13 protein-coding genes are annotated in these 14,443 nt (G+C 71.0%); 4 read left to right on the top strand and 9 right to left on the bottom strand.

Annotated features, from left to right (window positions below):
- Positions 1-31: 31 nt before the first annotated feature.
- The 6 genes from ACFQRD_RS10635 to ACFQRD_RS10610 form a co-directional block, all read right to left on the bottom strand.
- Complete coding sequence (locus tag ACFQRD_RS10635; RefSeq protein ID WP_377015894.1) at positions 32-2,068, bottom strand: ABC transporter ATP-binding protein; 2,037 nt, start codon at positions 2,066-2,068, stop codon at positions 32-34.
- Positions 2,069-2,268: 200 nt separating this feature from the next.
- Positions 2,269-3,195 carry a Na+-dependent transporter gene (locus tag ACFQRD_RS10630; RefSeq protein ID WP_377015892.1) on the bottom strand — a complete coding sequence of 309 codons (927 nt, stop codon included), beginning with the start codon at positions 3,193-3,195 and terminating at the stop codon, positions 2,269-2,271.
- A gap of 33 nt (positions 3,196-3,228) precedes the next feature.
- Entirely contained in the window at positions 3,229-3,867 is a 639-nt protein-coding gene (locus ACFQRD_RS10625; RefSeq protein WP_377015890.1) for a response regulator, read from the bottom strand.
- Positions 3,864-5,030: a sensor histidine kinase gene (locus tag ACFQRD_RS10620; protein ID WP_377015888.1), complete on the bottom strand. Its 1,167-nt coding sequence runs from the start codon at positions 5,028-5,030 to the stop codon at positions 3,864-3,866. The genes ACFQRD_RS10625 and ACFQRD_RS10620 overlap by 4 nt, the downstream gene beginning before the upstream one ends.
- Before the next feature lie 25 nt (positions 5,031-5,055).
- A complete protein-coding gene (locus ACFQRD_RS10615) occupies positions 5,056-5,844 on the bottom strand; it encodes an ABC transporter permease (RefSeq protein WP_377015886.1) in 789 nt (262 codons plus the stop codon).
- Positions 5,841-6,830 (bottom strand): ABC transporter ATP-binding protein, encoded by a 990-nt coding sequence (locus tag ACFQRD_RS10610; protein ID WP_377015884.1) that lies wholly within the window; start codon positions 6,828-6,830, stop codon positions 5,841-5,843. The genes ACFQRD_RS10615 and ACFQRD_RS10610 overlap by 4 nt, the downstream gene beginning before the upstream one ends.
- Before the next feature lie 97 nt (positions 6,831-6,927).
- Here ACFQRD_RS10610 and ACFQRD_RS10605 point away from each other — a divergent pair, with 97 nt between their 5' ends.
- Positions 6,928-8,439: an amidohydrolase gene (locus ACFQRD_RS10605; protein ID WP_377015882.1), complete on the top strand. Its 1,512-nt coding sequence runs from the start codon at positions 6,928-6,930 to the stop codon at positions 8,437-8,439.
- Between the two features lie 18 nt (positions 8,440-8,457).
- Here ACFQRD_RS10605 and ACFQRD_RS10600 read toward each other — a convergent pair whose 3' ends face one another.
- Together ACFQRD_RS10600 and ACFQRD_RS10595 are read right to left on the bottom strand one after the other, a co-directional pair.
- Positions 8,458-9,171 carry a GAF and ANTAR domain-containing protein gene (locus ACFQRD_RS10600; protein ID WP_377015880.1) on the bottom strand — a complete coding sequence of 238 codons (714 nt, stop codon included), beginning with the start codon at positions 9,169-9,171 and terminating at the stop codon, positions 8,458-8,460.
- Positions 9,172-9,204: 33 nt separating this feature from the next.
- Positions 9,205-11,103: a SpoIIE family protein phosphatase gene (locus ACFQRD_RS10595; protein ID WP_377804212.1), complete on the bottom strand. Its 1,899-nt coding sequence runs from the start codon at positions 11,101-11,103 to the stop codon at positions 9,205-9,207.
- Positions 11,104-11,459: 356 nt separating this feature from the next.
- On the opposite strand from ACFQRD_RS10595, the gene ACFQRD_RS10590 reads away from it, so the two are divergent.
- From ACFQRD_RS10590 to ACFQRD_RS10580, 3 genes are all read left to right on the top strand, one after another.
- Entirely contained in the window at positions 11,460-12,233 is a 774-nt protein-coding gene (locus ACFQRD_RS10590) for a TetR/AcrR family transcriptional regulator (RefSeq protein WP_377015876.1), read from the top strand.
- A 308-nt stretch (positions 12,234-12,541) separates the two neighbouring features.
- Entirely contained in the window at positions 12,542-13,111 is a 570-nt protein-coding gene (locus ACFQRD_RS10585) for a hypothetical protein (protein WP_377015874.1), read from the top strand.
- Positions 13,112-13,126: 15 nt separating this feature from the next.
- The gene (locus ACFQRD_RS10580) at positions 13,127-13,687 is read left to right on the top strand and encodes a TetR/AcrR family transcriptional regulator (RefSeq protein ID WP_377015872.1); all 561 of its coding nucleotides are present in this window, start codon (positions 13,127-13,129) and stop codon (positions 13,685-13,687) included.
- 13 nt (positions 13,688-13,700) lie between these two features.
- Here the strand turns inward: ACFQRD_RS10580 and ACFQRD_RS10575 are convergent, their stop codons facing one another.
- Positions 13,701-14,426: a VOC family protein gene (locus tag ACFQRD_RS10575; protein ID WP_377015870.1), complete on the bottom strand. Its 726-nt coding sequence runs from the start codon at positions 14,424-14,426 to the stop codon at positions 13,701-13,703.
- Between the last annotated feature and the right edge of the window lie 17 nt (positions 14,427-14,443).

The raw sequence follows: 14,443 nt of genomic DNA, 5'->3' as shown, positions 1-14,443 counted from the left end.
TCGCCCCGCGAGGCCGAATCCGTCTCTCGGCTCAGCCCGTGATGTCGTACTTGGCGAGGCGCCGGGTGTCGCCGGAGCTCTGGAGTTCCAGCAGCTGGGCGTAGATGCCCCCGGTCTCGGCGAGCTCGGACGGGGAGCCGATCTCGTCGATGACGCCTTCGCGCAGGGTGATGATGCGATCCACCTCGGCGATCGTGGACAGGTGGTGGGCGATGATCAGCGAGGTGCGGCCGGCCATCAGTTCGTCCAGGCCCTTCTGCACCTGGATCTCCGCCTTCGTGTCCAGCGCCGAGGTGGCCTCGTCGAGGACCAGCACGGGGGCGTCCTTGAGGATCGCGCGGGCCACGGCGATGCGCTGGCGCTGACCGCCGGAGAGCTTCAGGCCGCGTTCGCCGATCACCTGCTGGTAGCCCTCGGGGAAGCGACGGATGAAGGCGTCGGCGTTGGCGCGGCGGGCGGCCTCGCGGACCTCCTCCTCGCTCGCCTCGGGGCGACCGTAGGCGATGTTCTCCTGGATCGTGCCGGAGAAGAGGGAGGCGTCCTGGAAGACGACGCCGATGTGGGCGCGCAGCTGGTCCAGGGGCAGGTCGGCGCTGGGGTGGCCGATCACCTCGATGCTGCCGGTGCGCGGCTCGTACAGTCCCAGCAACAGGTTCACGATGGTGGACTTGCCGCCTCCGGATTCGCTGACCAGCGCGATCTTCTCGCCGGGCTCGATGTGGAAGCCGATCCCGTGCAGCACGTCCTCGCCGTCCTCGTAGGCGAAGCTGACGTCCTCGAAGGCGACCACGGGCGCGCCGGGCACCGGCTCGATCAGCGGGGACTCGGTGAGCGTGGCGACGGCGGAACCGGCCGCGGGAGCAGAGCTGGGACCAGAGGCGGAACCGGCCGCGGGAGCAGAGCTGGAACCCGAGGCGGAACCGGCCGCGGGAGCAGAGCTGGAACCCGAGGCGGACCCGTCGGCGGGAGCAGAGCTGGAACCCGATGCGCCGGCACCGACGAGCATCGGGGCCTCGGCCGCCCGCCCGTCGGCCGAACCGGCGTCCGGAGCATCGGCCGGGCGTGCAGCCATCACGGCGGCGGTGCGCGGATCGACCGGGGTCTCCATCACCCGGAAGTAGTCCTTGGAGCCCGCGATCGCGCGCTGCGCGGAGTCGATCACGAAGCTCATCGACTCCACCGGTGCTTTGGCCATGGTCATCAGCTGGACCAGCAGCACCATCTCACCGAGGGAGAACTGACCCTGGACGGTGCGCACGAAGATGATCGCGTAGATGCCGAAGAAGATGAGGTTCAGGAATGCGCGGCGGATGATGTCCATCCGGTGCCAGTGCGAGGACTGCTCCCGGGTGGTGGCGTCGGTGGAGCGGAAGCGACGGGAGAAGTCCGCCAGTTCCCCGCGCTCGCGCACGAACGACTTCACCACGCGGATCTGCCCGACCACCTCCGCGAAACGGCCGGAGGCGATATCGACCTGCTCATTCTTCTCCCCCTCGAGCCGCTGCCATTTCACCGACGTGAGCGAGGTCAGCCACACGTAGACGGGGAAGACGATCAGCAGCAGCAGCGCCAGCGGCCAGGCGTACCAGGCGCTGATCACGAGGACGGCGAAGGTCGTGATCAGCATCGACGCGAAGTTGTTCGACATCATCTTCACGAAGTTCGTGATCTCGGTGATCGACCTGTTCAGCCGAGCCACGATGGTGCCGGTGACCTCGCCGTCGAACCATCGCTGGGGCAGGTGGAGCAGCTTGTCGTAATAGCGCACCGAGAGGATGGTGCGCATCCGGTTGCTCATCACGTCGCCGAACCAGCCGCCGACGTTGGAGACCACGGTGTTGGCCAGCTCGGCCAGCAGCACCGCGCCGGCGATCAGCAGGACGGTGCGCACAGCGGTGCCGGTGGGCGTCTCCCCGTTGACGGCGGAGGCGACGGTGTCGGTCGCGTTCCCGATCAGGAACGGCACCACCAGTCCGGCGACCGCGGTGAGGACCGAGGCGAGGATGACCGCGGCGTACAGAGGGGCGAGGGAGCGGGTGAAACGGATGATGCGCAGGAGGGACGACACCCTGCCAGCCTATGTCGCCGACACCGACGAGCCCACTGGATTCCGCCCCGAGCTGAGCAGAACGCGACCGCGGGATCCGCGAGGTTGTTGGTATGGGTGCCCGGATCCAACCGGCTCACGGATCCCGGGGCGCTCCGGCGTGAGGAGGCGGGTGCCACGAGCGAGCGGGTACGGCCCGGAACGTGCGACGCGGCCGCGCCTCAGTCCGTCTTGGGGCCGACGACGCCCAGCAGCACCCCGACCGAGCTCTTCTCCCCCGCCCGGCGCCGCCGGGCCAGTCCGGTGACCAGGGCATAGGGCACGAGCATCACGAAGCCCACGGCGCTGAGCAGGAGGATCGCGATGGTCACCGAATCGGTGACGCCGTCGGAGCGGGCCACCAGCAGGGCGGCGGCGATGTTGCGCTGGCTGGAGAGGATCGCGGGTCCGTCGGGCACCGTCAGCACGTCCCCGGCGAGATCGCCGGCGACCCGGCCGGCGACGAAGGCCAGCGCCACCAGGCCCGCGGCGACCAGCAGCACCGGGGAGAGGATCAGCTGCAGCACCAGGGCGGAGTTGGAGCCGAAGCCGGAGAGGAACATCAGCACCGCGGCGACGGCGGCGACCGTGCCGGCGGCGCGCGCGAATCTGTCGGCGTGGTGCGGGAAGACCGCAGCGATGGCGATACCGGCGATCATCGGGGAGAGCATCGTGCCCAGCAGCAGCCGCGCCACGGCCCAGCCGTCGACCTCGATGTCCTGCAGGAGCAGCGGCACCACCAGCGGCATGAAGACGATCGAGCCGAGCAGCAGCACCGCCATCGGCCCGGCGGTCTCGCCGTAGGGGATGCGGGCCATCGCTCCCAGCTGCAGGACGAACGGCGCGCCCGCCGCGCACAGGGCGATGACGAAGCCCTCGCCGGTGTGGTGGGGCAGCAGCCCGTTCAGGAGCCAGACGATCAGCGTGCCCACCGCCGGGATCACCACGAAGTTGGCACCGAGCACGGAGAAGACGGTGCGCCGGTCCCGCATCTGGAGGGCGAAGGCGCGCAGCGGCGTGCGCAGACCCATGGACAGCATCGACGCGATCGCGAATGCGGGGACGCTGACGTCGATCAGCAGACTCAGCAGGGATCCGATCGTGTGCACCACGAAAGGTTACGCGCGCACGGCGCGTGATGGTCAGATCCAGCCATTGTCCGAGGCGGTCCTCACGGCCTCGGCGCGGCTGCTGACCCCGAGCTTGCCGATCGCGGCGGAGACGTGGTTGCGCACGGTGCCCTCGCTGAGGAACAGCGTGGCGGCGATCTGCGCGGTGCCGGCGCCGGTCGCGGCGGCCTGCAGCACCTCGGTCTCCTTCGGGGTCAGCGGGCTGGGGCCGACGGCGAGGGACTGCGCGGCCAGTTCGGGGTCGACCACCCGCAGCCCCTGGTCGACGCGGCGGATCGCGTCCACCAGCCGCTCGACGGGGGTGTCCTTGACCATGAAGCCCTGGGCCCCGGCCTCCATGGTGCGGCGCAGGTACCCGGCGCGACCGAACGTGGTCAGCACGATGATGCGGGGGCCGGTGCCAGGTGCTTCCCGCAGCGCCTCGGCGACGGCGATGCCGTCCTCGGGGCCGGGCGTACCGTCGGCCGAGGCGCCGGCAGGCATCTGCACATCCAGCAGCAGCACGTCGGGGCGGTGCTCGGCCACGGCCGCGAGGGTGCTCGCCCCGTCGGCCGCTTCACCGACCACCTCCAGGTCCGGTTCCAGGCGCAGCAGAGCAACTAGGCCCGAGCGCAGGATCGACTGGTCGTCGGCGACCACGAGCCGGATCATGCCGCCTCCCCCGCGGTCACTGCCCCCATGGTCGCGGTCAGCCGGGTGCCGTCCTCCCCGGAGTCGACGTCCAGGTGCCCGCCGGCGATGGCGACACGGGCCTCGAGGCCCTGCAGCCCGGAGCGGCGGGCGGTCTCCGGGAAGCCGGTGCCGTTGTCGCTGACGCTCACCGAGTTCTCGTCCACCGCGATCGTGGCGCGGGTGGCGCCGGAGTGGCGCACGATGTTGGTCACGCCCTCGCGGATGACGTAGCCGAACAGTTCGGCGCGCTCGTCAGGCAGCGGCGGCAGCGCCGTCGGGACCTCGGCCTGGATGCCGACGGTGGCGAGCACGGAACGGGCCGAGGCGATCTCGGAGGCGGCGCGCACGGCCTGCATCCCGCTGGCGGTGGCGCGGACGTCGGACAGCGCCTGACGGACGGTGTCCTCGATGTGCACCAGTTGCTCGCGGGCGGCCTCGGGGTCGCTCTCCAGCAGCCGGCGCGCCAGCTGGGCGGAGATGGTCAGCGAGGTCAGGGAGTGGCCGAGCAGGTCGTGGAGGTCGCGGCCGATGCGCTCGCGCTCCGCGGCGACGGCGAGCACGGCGTTGCGCTGCTGGGCCGCCTCGAGCTCTTCCTGCAGCATCTGCTGGCGGATGCCGTAGCCGATCCCCCAGGCCATCACCATCCCCATGATCGCGAGCCCCGCCGCGACGTACTCCCCCACGGCGATCGCGGTGGAGCCGACCAGAATGCACATCACCACCATGGAGGGCACGGCCCACCGCCACGGCAGCAGCAGCACGTGCGTCATCGCCTGGAACATCACCATGTACAGCACGTACACGCCGAGGATCGGCACGAGCACCAGCAGCAGCCCCGTGCACACCGCGAACCACGCCAGCCGCACCCGCTGGGGGTAGAGGCCGACGCCGGTGGCGTACATGAACAGCGCTGCGTAGACCATGAGCAGCAGCGTCACGGCCGCGGCGCGCGGCCCGGGGCCGTCGATCCATGCCATGACGATGGGGACGGCGGTGAACATCACCGGAGGCAGCGCGAAGGGCAGCCCACCGGAGTCGACGGCCGCCCGGTGTATCGCCCGCGGCGTCAGGGGCCGGGCGGCGGCCTCGCTCTCGCTGCCGCGCGCCCAGGATCCCCAGCTCGGCGCCTCGGTGGTCTCCATGCGGGCCATTGTGTCAGCGGCCACCTCAGCGGCGGGTCAGGCCCACGGCCCGGGTCATGCTCACCGCGCACAGCACCGCCAGCACCACGGTCCAGGCGCCGATCACCAGCAGCCCGGTCACCGGCAGGTCGCCTCCGTACAGGGTCCATTCGCCGAGGCTGGAAATCCAGTAGGTCGGCAGTGCGCGACCGAAGTCCTGCATCCACTGCGGGAACATCTCCAGCGGCATCCACAGCCCGCCGAAGATCGCCATCGCCATCATGGTGACCACGCCGCCGGCCATCGCAGCGCCGCCCTTGAGGACCATGCCCAGCACCAGTCCGATCAGGATGGTGGGCAGCAGTCCCAGCCACAGCACGGCCAGGGTCGCCAGGAGCGGGCCGACGGCCGTCTCGACGCCGGTGACGGCCCCGACCAGGCCCACGGCGATCAGCGCAGGGACGATCACGGCGCTGGCGGCCATCACGGAGCCGACCAGGAACGAGCGCGGAGACAGCCCGGCCACGATCAGCTGGCGCAGGAATCCGTTGCGCTGGTCCTCCTGGATCTGGGTGCCGGCGGTGACGGCGGCGCCGAGCCCGCCGTAGGCGGCCATGTTGATCATGACCATGCCGCGGGCCTGGCCGCCGTCCATGTCCCCGAGCATCATCGAGAACAGCAGGTACATGCCGACCGGCAGGGCGATGGTGAAGACCATGAAGATGACGTTGCTGACGGTCATGCGGGTGGTGTGCAGCGCGTAGCGCACGGTGCGGGTGGCCGCCGACGGGACGGCCGAGGCGCGGACGGGGAGCGTGGGGGCTGCGGTGCTCATCGCTGGGCTCCTTCGGGATCATCGGGGTCCGTGTGGTCGGTGATGTGCAGGAACGCCTCCTCGAGGCCGGGCGCGGAGACCAGCACCTCGTGGACGTCCTCGGCGAGGGGGCCCGTGAACAGGGCGGCCAGTGCCGCGTCGGAATCCGAGCAGACCGCGCGGACCCGCCCGGGGTCGGTCTCGTCGACCCCCGCGCTCTCGACGCCGGGCAGCTGCGCGAGCTGCTCGGGCCCGGCGCCGCGGAGGGTGATGACGCGGCCGGCGACGATCGCGCTGATCTCGGCTCCGGTGCCGTCGGCGACGACGTGTCCGCGGTCCATGACGACCACGCGGGCGGCTTCCCGCTCGGCCTCCTCGAGGTGATGGGTGGCGAAGACGATGGTGCGGCCGGTGGCGGCGACGGCGCGCATCTGGACCCAGAAGGCGCGGCGGGCACCGACGTCCATGCCCACGGTGGGCTCGTCCAGCAGCAGCACCTGCGGGTCGCCGAGCAGCGCGATCGCGAAACGGACCCGCTGCGCCTCGCCGCCGGAGAGGGCGCCGATGCGGCGCGTGAGGAGATCGCCGACGGCGGCCTGCTCGACCGCGTCGGCCAGCGGCATGGGGTGGGGCTGGAGGGCGTGCAGCATCTGCAGCATCGCCCGCACCTTCTGGTCCGGCAGCAGCGCCCCGGCCTGGAGCATGGCGCCGATCAGCCCGGTGCGGGTGGCGGTGACGGGGTCGGCGCCGAGGACGCTGACCGCCCCGGTGTCGGGACCGGCCAGGCCCACCATCATCTCCATGGCGGTGGACTTGCCGGCGCCGTTGGGGCCCAGCAGCGCGACGATCTCGCCGTGACCGACCTCGAGGTCGAGGTCCTGGACGGCGCGGACCTGGCCGTAGTGCTTGGTGACGCCGCGCAGGCTGATGGCGGCGGCCGGAGGGGGCTCGTGCGGTGCACGGCCGGGGGCGGGAGCAGTGGGGCCGGGAGCGGTCGTGGTGTTCATGGCAGCGAGTCTTGCGAGCCTCGGCCCCCGGCCCCAGACCCTGCGATCACCCTCGACCCATGACAGTCGTCATGGCGCGGGGAGCTACGCTGGATCGGTGCTGATCAGACAGGTGCGGCCCCTGGATGCCGCCTCCGGCGAGGTCCCGGCCCGGCCGGTGGACCTGCGCGTTCGTGACGGCGTGATCACCGAGGTGGCCGCCGAGCTGACCCGCTCCCCCGGGGAGGAGGTCCTCGAGGGCGGCGGGGCGCCGGCGATCCCCGGCCTGTGGGACCAGCATGTCCACACAGGTCAGCTCGCCCAGGCGCACTCCCGCCTCGACACCAGCGGTGCCGGGAGCGTCGGCGTGATCCTCGAGCTGGTCCGGCGCGAGCTCGGGCGCCGCCGCGAGACCGGCACCGATCCTCGACAGGCGCTGATCGGATTCGGCCACCGGCTGATCGACTTCGCGGTGCCGCCGACGGTGCCGGCTCTGGATGAGGCCACCGGCCCTGTGCCGACCGTGCTGATCGGCGGCGACGCCCACCACGCCTGGCTGAACTCCGCGGCGCTGGAGCTGCTGGGGCTCCCGGCGCGGGACGGAATCGTCGCCGAGGACGAGTGGTTCGACCTCGCCCCGCAGCTGACAGCGCTGCCCGGCGTCGCCGAGTCCTTCGCCACCGGCGCGGCGATGATGCAGCGGCAGGCGCTCCAGCGCGGCGTCGTCGGCCTGGTCGACATGGAATGGGGGCGGCCCTGGCTCGAGTGGCCAGCCCGCTCTCCCCGGTTGCGGGTGCGCACCGCCGTGTACATCGCCGAGCTCGAGAACGCTCCGGGGTCGACGGGCACCGTGCTCGACGAGACCGGACTGGTGAGGATGGGCCCGCTGAAGGTGATCGTCGACGGCGCGCTGGGCTCCCATTCCGCCTACACCCGCGAGGCCTATACCGATGGGCACGGGTACGCCGGCCGCGGCGTGCTCAGCGTCGGCCCCGAGCAGCTCACCGCGGCACTGGCCCGGGCGAAGGCGCTGGGGCTGACGGCCGCGATCCACGCGATCGGGGACGCCGCCGCCGCGGTCGCCCTCGACGCCGTCGAGCAGGTCGGCATCGCCGCCCGCATCGAGCACGCGCAGATGCTCACCGACCGCGACGTGGCGCGGATGGCGGCCCTGGGAGTGACGGCCTCGGTCCAGCCCGCGCACCTGCTCGAGGACCGGGACGTCACCGAGAATCTGTGGCCCGGACGCAGTGGCGAGGCCTTCCGACTGCGGGACCTGCTGGGGGCCGGCGTCCCGCTGGCGCTGGGGTCCGACGCCCCCGTGGCGCCGCTGGATCCGTGGCTGGCGATGGCCGCCGCCGTCCACCGCAGCGCCGACGAGCGCGAGGGCTGGCACCCTGAGCAGCAGCTGCAGCCGCTCGAGGCTCTTGCCGCCTCGACCGACGGGATCACGGCCCTGCGCCCGGGCGGCCCGGGAGACGTGGTGCTGCTGGCCGAGGATCCCTTCGCCGACGTGCCGCTCGGGCCCGACGGGCTCATGGTCGACACCGCGGCGCGCGAGGCGGCGGAGAAGCTGCGGGCCGCGGAGGTCCTGGCGACCGTCGTCGGCGGGACGATCGGCACGAGCTGACCGAGCCGGCCGGGCCGGTCAGCGCGCGTCGGACTCCGGGAGCTGCCCGGTCTCGGTGACGTCGCGGGCGATGTCCCGCAGCTTCCGATTCAGGTGGTTGCTGGCGTGTTTGAGCAGCTCGAACGCCTCCGGCTCGGTGACCCGATGGACCGACATCAGGATTCCCACAGCGGCCCCGATCTGCCGGCTGGTGCTCAGCGCCGCACCCAGCGTCGCTGCCTCATGCGTGCTGTCCGCGAGGGCCATCAGCACGGAGGCGTGGGTCGCGAACAGGGCACCGAGCGTGACGGCGTCGTCGTCGAAGGCCTCGCCGGTGCCTGCATAGAGGTTCAGCGCGGTGGGTGAGGGCGTCTCCATCAGGTGGAAGGCGAGCACACCCCGCACCGGTGTGTCCTCCAGGGCGAGAGCCGTGAACTCCGGCCAGCGGGTCTCCGTCGAGAGGTCACTGCTGCGCACGGACTCCGATCCGGCGGCGGCCTCCAGGCACGGTCCCTGGCCGGTGCGGTCCTGGAGCTCGTCGAGCCGGCGGGCGATGTCATCGCTGCAGGCGACCAGGCGCGCCTGGCCGTTCTCGGGACGGGCCGTGATGCCGGCCCAGTCACAGCCGGGGATGGACGTGGGCGCGAGATCGACCAGACGCTGGCGAGCGACGGCCGGCGAGCCCCCGGAGGTGAGGTACGTGCTCAGGCGACGGAATTCGAGTGCCAGCTCGTGAACAGTCCTGCCAGGCATCCGCGCGCCTTCCTTCCGGTTGTGCTCCCACAGTCACGTACCTGCGTTCGTCGAGTTCCCGTTCGGCCGCCATGCGAGGCCGGCGAGGTCCAGGACCTCCTGGACAGGCGTGTCCTCGCTCGCGAGCAGATCGAGCTCGTGCCCATAGGCGACGAGCCGTTCCCGCATCTCGAGCAGCACCCGGACTCCTGCCCTGGCCAGGAACTCGACAGCGGTCAAGTCTACGGTCAGGGGGTGCAATCCGCCCCGGCAGGCACCGTCCAGATGGTCGGCGAACCGCTGCGAGTTCGTGGTATCGACCTCGCCGGAGGCAGTGACCGTCGGCGGCAGGCCGTCGACTCGCAGGCGCAGCTCCGGCATGTCCAGGCGCGTCCGCTCGGGACGGAGAGAGGACCGCGGCGCCCGCCGCAGGCGTCGATGCAGGATCACGACGGTGCCGTCCTCGTCCCCGTCAGATTGGCCGTGCCGGATGTCGAGCGCGTCGGTGAAGGTCCGAGCGATCCACAGGCCGCGGCCACCGGCGGCTCCGGGCGCAGCGGGAACCTGCCACTGTCCGTGATCGCCGACGACCAGCGTGAGCACCCCGTCGACCTCGAGCGTCCCCTCGACGCTCACGGTCCCCGCGGCACGGTCGCGGTACGCGTGCTCGATCGCATTGGTGACCAGCTCGACGGCGGCCACGTCCACGTCCTGCCTGTCCGCATCCGAGCATCCCAGCTGTGCGAGCCAGTCCGCGAGCGCGGTGCGCACCTCGCTCAGGCCGGCGGCCGAGGCGACGACGTCGCAGCGCAACGGCGGGATGGCCTCCTCTCGACGACGGGCCGCAAGGACGGCGATATCCCCATCGGGGCCGGGGCCGGCGAACCGCTCGATCGCCTCACGGCAGATCTGCTCCGCCGTCGACTCGGGGTCCTCGACCGTCCCCATCGCTGCCGTCCCCTCCGGCGTCGTGGCATTTCCCGGCAGATCGCGGATGTTCCCGGTGCAGAGCACCACCGTCTCACCCGGCTCGAGACGCACCGTGGTCACCAGCGGCGGGCATCCGGTGCCCAACGGGGGCGATCCGCTCGCCACCAGGGAGCGCCGCGACCCGTCGGCCGAGACGATCAGCGGAGGCGGATGTCCTCCCGTGCAATAGGTCAGCTCACCACCTGCCGGGTCCAACACAGCGAGGCACACCGTGGCGGTGCGGATCGTGCGCACCCGGGAAGCGACGGAATCGACCTTCCCTACCGCGTTCCGCACATCGCCGGTCTCGAACAGGGTCTCGGCGAGCAGCAGGCGAGGATGACTTGCCGCGACCGCAGCCCCCAGCCCTTGGCCGGGGCTGTCGCCGACCATCAGCGCGACTCGGCCACCGGCGAGTGGCACGGCGTCGAACCAGTCGCCCCCGCGTTCCTGCTCACCGGATTCTCCGTCGTGCGCAGTCGTGTACTGCACGGCGATGTCCACCAGTGGCAGCACCGGGAGCTCGGCGGGCAGCAACGCCTGGTCGAGCGCGAAGTCGGCCTCCCGGCGCCGGCGCACCCGCTCGCTCACGTCGATGTGAACGATCAGGACGCTGTCGATCCGCCCCTGGTCGTCGCGCCGGGGCCGGAGATCGACGTCGACGAACGACTCCCCTGTGCCCCCGGAGGCACCACGGGGCACGAGCCATTCCCTGACCGTGACGCTTTCGGCGGTGGACATGACCTGCTGTGTCGCCTCGAGCAGCCGCTGTCCCTGCGGGGATGGGAGAACCTCGCCCAGTGGGACGCCGAGCAGGTCGTCCCGGCCCGCGAAGCACCGGTAGGCGGCGTTCGCCGCCGCGATGAGGTGAGCAGACCCGTGGACGATCACGACGGGGTACGGAAGACCCTCGAAACCCTCGCGGGCGACCTCGTGATCGCCGATGCGCCGCATCGGATCGGCGGGGTCGCCGGAACCGGTCATCGTGCAGTCCTCTCGTTGGCGGGCAGGTTACGACAAACCCCGCCCGACGGCGCAATTCCCCGCCCTCACCCGCCCGTCGTCTCCTATCGGTCGCGTCCGTGCGTGCCCGCTGTGGGCTTGCGCACCATCGCGAGACGAAGTACTTTCACCAGTAGGTCCGGCAAGTGGCCAAGAGTTTTCGTCCTGCGCGAATCGAGGCTTGCCATGAACCCTCCGCTACTCGTCAACCACCCCGCCGATGGCGGGTGGAGACCCCATACGCAGTCGCCCACCGGGATGAGTTCCACCCCGGGGCCCGCGACCGCAGGAATCCGGCCGGCCCAGCATGGCCCGGCCGACACCGCGGGGGTGCAGTCATGACGCGCGCACCCTCCACCGATGAAGGTTCCCTGGTCACGTCCAGCCGAACCACCGCGACCACGGCCACCCCGGCGACCGGGACCACGTCCCCGCGCTCGGCGACCCCGGCCGGCGCCCGGTCGGGACGGCCCGATCTCAACGTCGTCGGCGATGCGCCGGCACAGGCACCGGCGAAGATCGAGCACGGGTCCCGGCGTGAATCCATTCTGGACGGCGCGTCCGAGCTGTTCGCGGAGTACGGCTACTACGGGGCCAGCCTGCGCGACATCTCCCGCCGGGTCGGGCTCTCCCATCCCGGGATGCTCCATCATTTCTCCTCGAAGGATGAGCTGCTCGGAGGCGTGATCGACCGGCTCGAGGCGCATGCTCAGCAAGCGCTCGATCGCAAGGAGGAGTTCTGCTCCGACGGTGACGCGCTCCTGCGGGGCCTGACAGAGATGTGGAACCCGGGCTCGCACCTCATCCAGCTCTTGGCGACCCTCGACGCCGACGCCATCAGCGACGACCATCCCGGCCGATTCCGGATGGCTCGGCTGCGCCGCGTGCACGAGCACGTGCTCGAGCACTGTTTCGTCGCGCTCGAGAAGAACGGCCAGCTGCGCAGCTGCGTGGATCCGGAGTTCGCCAGCCGCGCCATGCTGGCGCTGATCCTGCGGGACGCGGTGCGTGAGCGCACGGTGCGGACGCTGCAGCGCGAGGACCACAACGACTCCCCCGTCAAGGACGTCTGCGACCTGGCGCGTACTTTTCTGCTGGACCGCACGGAGTGAGTCGGGCGTAGCGGGTCCCGCGACCGGGGCTCGCGCGTCCGAGTGCGGCGATCGGGGGCTCGGCTGTCCCCACATCGGCACCTGGCGGTGCGCTCCATGAGAGCGTGCCGGGCAGGTGCCGATTCGCGTCCCGGGAGACGGAGGAGCCGGTGCTGGGCCGTCCGCGGGAGACCTACCGGTTGCCCGAGCACGAAGCCCACCGCTCCGAGGCCGAGTGGATCATCGAGAATGCCACCCTTGAGCGCGCGTCCATACATATGTATGCTTGAACCCATACAGACGTATGGCTGGAGGGTGCCGTGTTGCGAATGATTCAACTCGTCGGGCTCGCCGCTCCGATCATCGGAGCCGCATTCCTCGTCCTGTTCCGGCAGCGCGCTCCCGGCCCGGTCACCGTCGGGCTCCTCGCCTGCGCAGCGGGCATCGCTGCATCGATCATCGGCCTCCTCAGCGAGAAGTCCGTCTTCCTGGGCAGAGACCTCGAGGGGATGACGCATCACCTCGAAATGTGGGGCATGGTGCGTCTGACCGTCATCGCTCTGACCGTCGTACTTCTCATGACGGCAGCGGGCCTCGGACCCCATGTCTCCCCCACCTGGATTCCTCTGCTCCTGACCGGCGGCGTCTCCTCGGCGGCCGGAGCGGCGCTGCGCTTTGTCCCTATCGATCTCGGCCCCGAGCACGAGGGGCTGACGTTCCTCGCACTGATGGTCAGTGAGGCGTTGCAGTTCGGACTGATCGGCATCGGGATGATCCTCATGTGTCTTGCGGTGGTCGCCTCGCGGCCCGCCAAGGATGGCCGGGATGAGCCCCTGGCCCTGGCCCGGCGCATCGCCGGCTCGCTGTGGCGGCTACGCCGGAGCCTCCTGCGTTCATAGTCCTAACATCGGAAGATGTCCCGAGAACTCATCCAGCGCGCCATCATCGACACGATCGCCGAGGGGGGCATCGCCGGGCTCAGCGTCCGCGCCGTCGCCTCCCGTGCTGACGTCGCCATCGGAACAGTGCAGCATCACTACCGCAGCCGCACCGACATGCTCCTCGCCGCGATGGAGAACATCATCGCGACCACAGGGCTGGAGCACGGGAGATCGCCCGACAAGACGACAGAGAGCCAGCTTCATACTCTGATCGATCTGATGCTGCCCTCGCCGGACCGGACCACCGTCGCCCGCGTCTGGCTGGCCTTCGCCGCGCAGGCTGCCGTCGACCCTACTGTCGCCGAGCGCTACCAAGACATCTGGCACCGCACCCGTCGAGGGCTGACCGAGCTCCTCGCCGAGGCGCGCCCGCACGCATCCTGGGCGCAGGCGGAGTCGGCCGCCACTGAGCTGCTCGCTCTCCTGGACGGCCTGACCGTGAGCGTGCTGGCCGAACCTCGGAGCGTGTCGCCTGACACGGCACGCTCCATCGCCGGGACTCGGCTCCGAGCGCTCCTTGCCGACGTCGGGTGAAGACAGGAGCCGCTCAGGGGAAACCGGGCGCGGGCAGCACGCAGAACTCGTTGCCCGACGGGTCGGCGTATACGCGCCATGGGAGTTCGCCCCAGTCGGGATGGAGCTCCCGACCCCCGCGCTCAGCGATCCCCGCAGCGACCTCGTCGGCGTCGTCACCCGGCTCGAGGCGGATGTCCAGGTGCATCCGATTCTTCCCCTCGCCCTTCGGCGCGGACTCGTGGCACAGCTCCAGCAACGGCCCGCGCTGCGAGGGGTGCCGCAGGCTGCGAGGGGCGACACCCGGCGCGTCGCCCCACCCGCTCAGCCAGGACCAGAAGTCGGCGTCCCGCTGCGGGTCCGCTGAGTCCAGCGGCAGAGCCGCGATGGGGCCCGTCTCGACATAGACGTCGCGGTGCTCCATCACGCAAAAGGGGTTGCCTTCGACGTCGCCGAGCACGATCCACGGCACGTCACCTTGACCGATGTCGAGGTCCCTCGCTCCGAGTTCGCGAAGTCTCTCAGCGACCTCGGACTGTTCGGCGCCGCCCGCGAGATCGACGTGCAGCCTCACAGGAGAGACCGGGGGCTCGGGGACACGGACGAAGCACAAGTCCAGGTACGCGTCATCGGTGAGGGGCAGGCGCGTCTCATAGACCTCGTCCTCGACGGTCAGCGCCGTCGTGCCGAGCGCCGCTTCCCAGAAGCGCCCGAGTCGTACCGGATCCGTGGCGTCGATGCCGATGTTCTCCAGAAACATGGATTCAGTCTCGCCCG

The organism is Brachybacterium sp. GCM10030268 (genome assembly GCF_042666305.1).
Taxonomy (GTDB): domain Bacteria; phylum Actinomycetota; class Actinomycetes; order Actinomycetales; family Dermabacteraceae; genus Brachybacterium.
This window is presented reverse-complemented; position numbering and strand designations above follow the sequence as displayed.

What these genes read in the sequence shown, in the direction of transcription:
- ACFQRD_RS10610 (WP_377015884.1), bottom strand. Translation starts at nt 6,830, where the DNA reads ATGAACACCACGACCGCTCCCGGCCCCACTGCTCCCGCCCCCGGCCGT.
- ACFQRD_RS10590 (WP_377015876.1), top strand. Translation starts at nt 11,460, where the DNA reads ATGACGCGCGCACCCTCCACCGATGAAGGTTCCCTGGTCACGTCCAGC.
- ACFQRD_RS10595 (WP_377804212.1), bottom strand. Translation starts at nt 11,103, where the DNA reads ATGACCGGTTCCGGCGACCCCGCCGATCCGATGCGGCGCATCGGCGAT.
- ACFQRD_RS10615 (WP_377015886.1), bottom strand. Translation starts at nt 5,844, where the DNA reads ATGAGCACCGCAGCCCCCACGCTCCCCGTCCGCGCCTCGGCCGTCCCG.
- ACFQRD_RS10620 (WP_377015888.1), bottom strand. Translation starts at nt 5,030, where the DNA reads ATGGAGACCACCGAGGCGCCGAGCTGGGGATCCTGGGCGCGCGGCAGC.
- ACFQRD_RS10575 (WP_377015870.1), bottom strand. Translation starts at nt 14,426, where the DNA reads ATGTTTCTGGAGAACATCGGCATCGACGCCACGGATCCGGTACGACTC.
- ACFQRD_RS10580 (WP_377015872.1), top strand. Translation starts at nt 13,127, where the DNA reads ATGTCCCGAGAACTCATCCAGCGCGCCATCATCGACACGATCGCCGAG.
- ACFQRD_RS10625 (WP_377015890.1), bottom strand. Translation starts at nt 3,867, where the DNA reads ATGATCCGGCTCGTGGTCGCCGACGACCAGTCGATCCTGCGCTCGGGC.
- ACFQRD_RS10600 (WP_377015880.1), bottom strand. Translation starts at nt 9,171, where the DNA reads ATGCCTGGCAGGACTGTTCACGAGCTGGCACTCGAATTCCGTCGCCTG.
- ACFQRD_RS10585 (WP_377015874.1), top strand. Translation starts at nt 12,542, where the DNA reads ATGATTCAACTCGTCGGGCTCGCCGCTCCGATCATCGGAGCCGCATTC.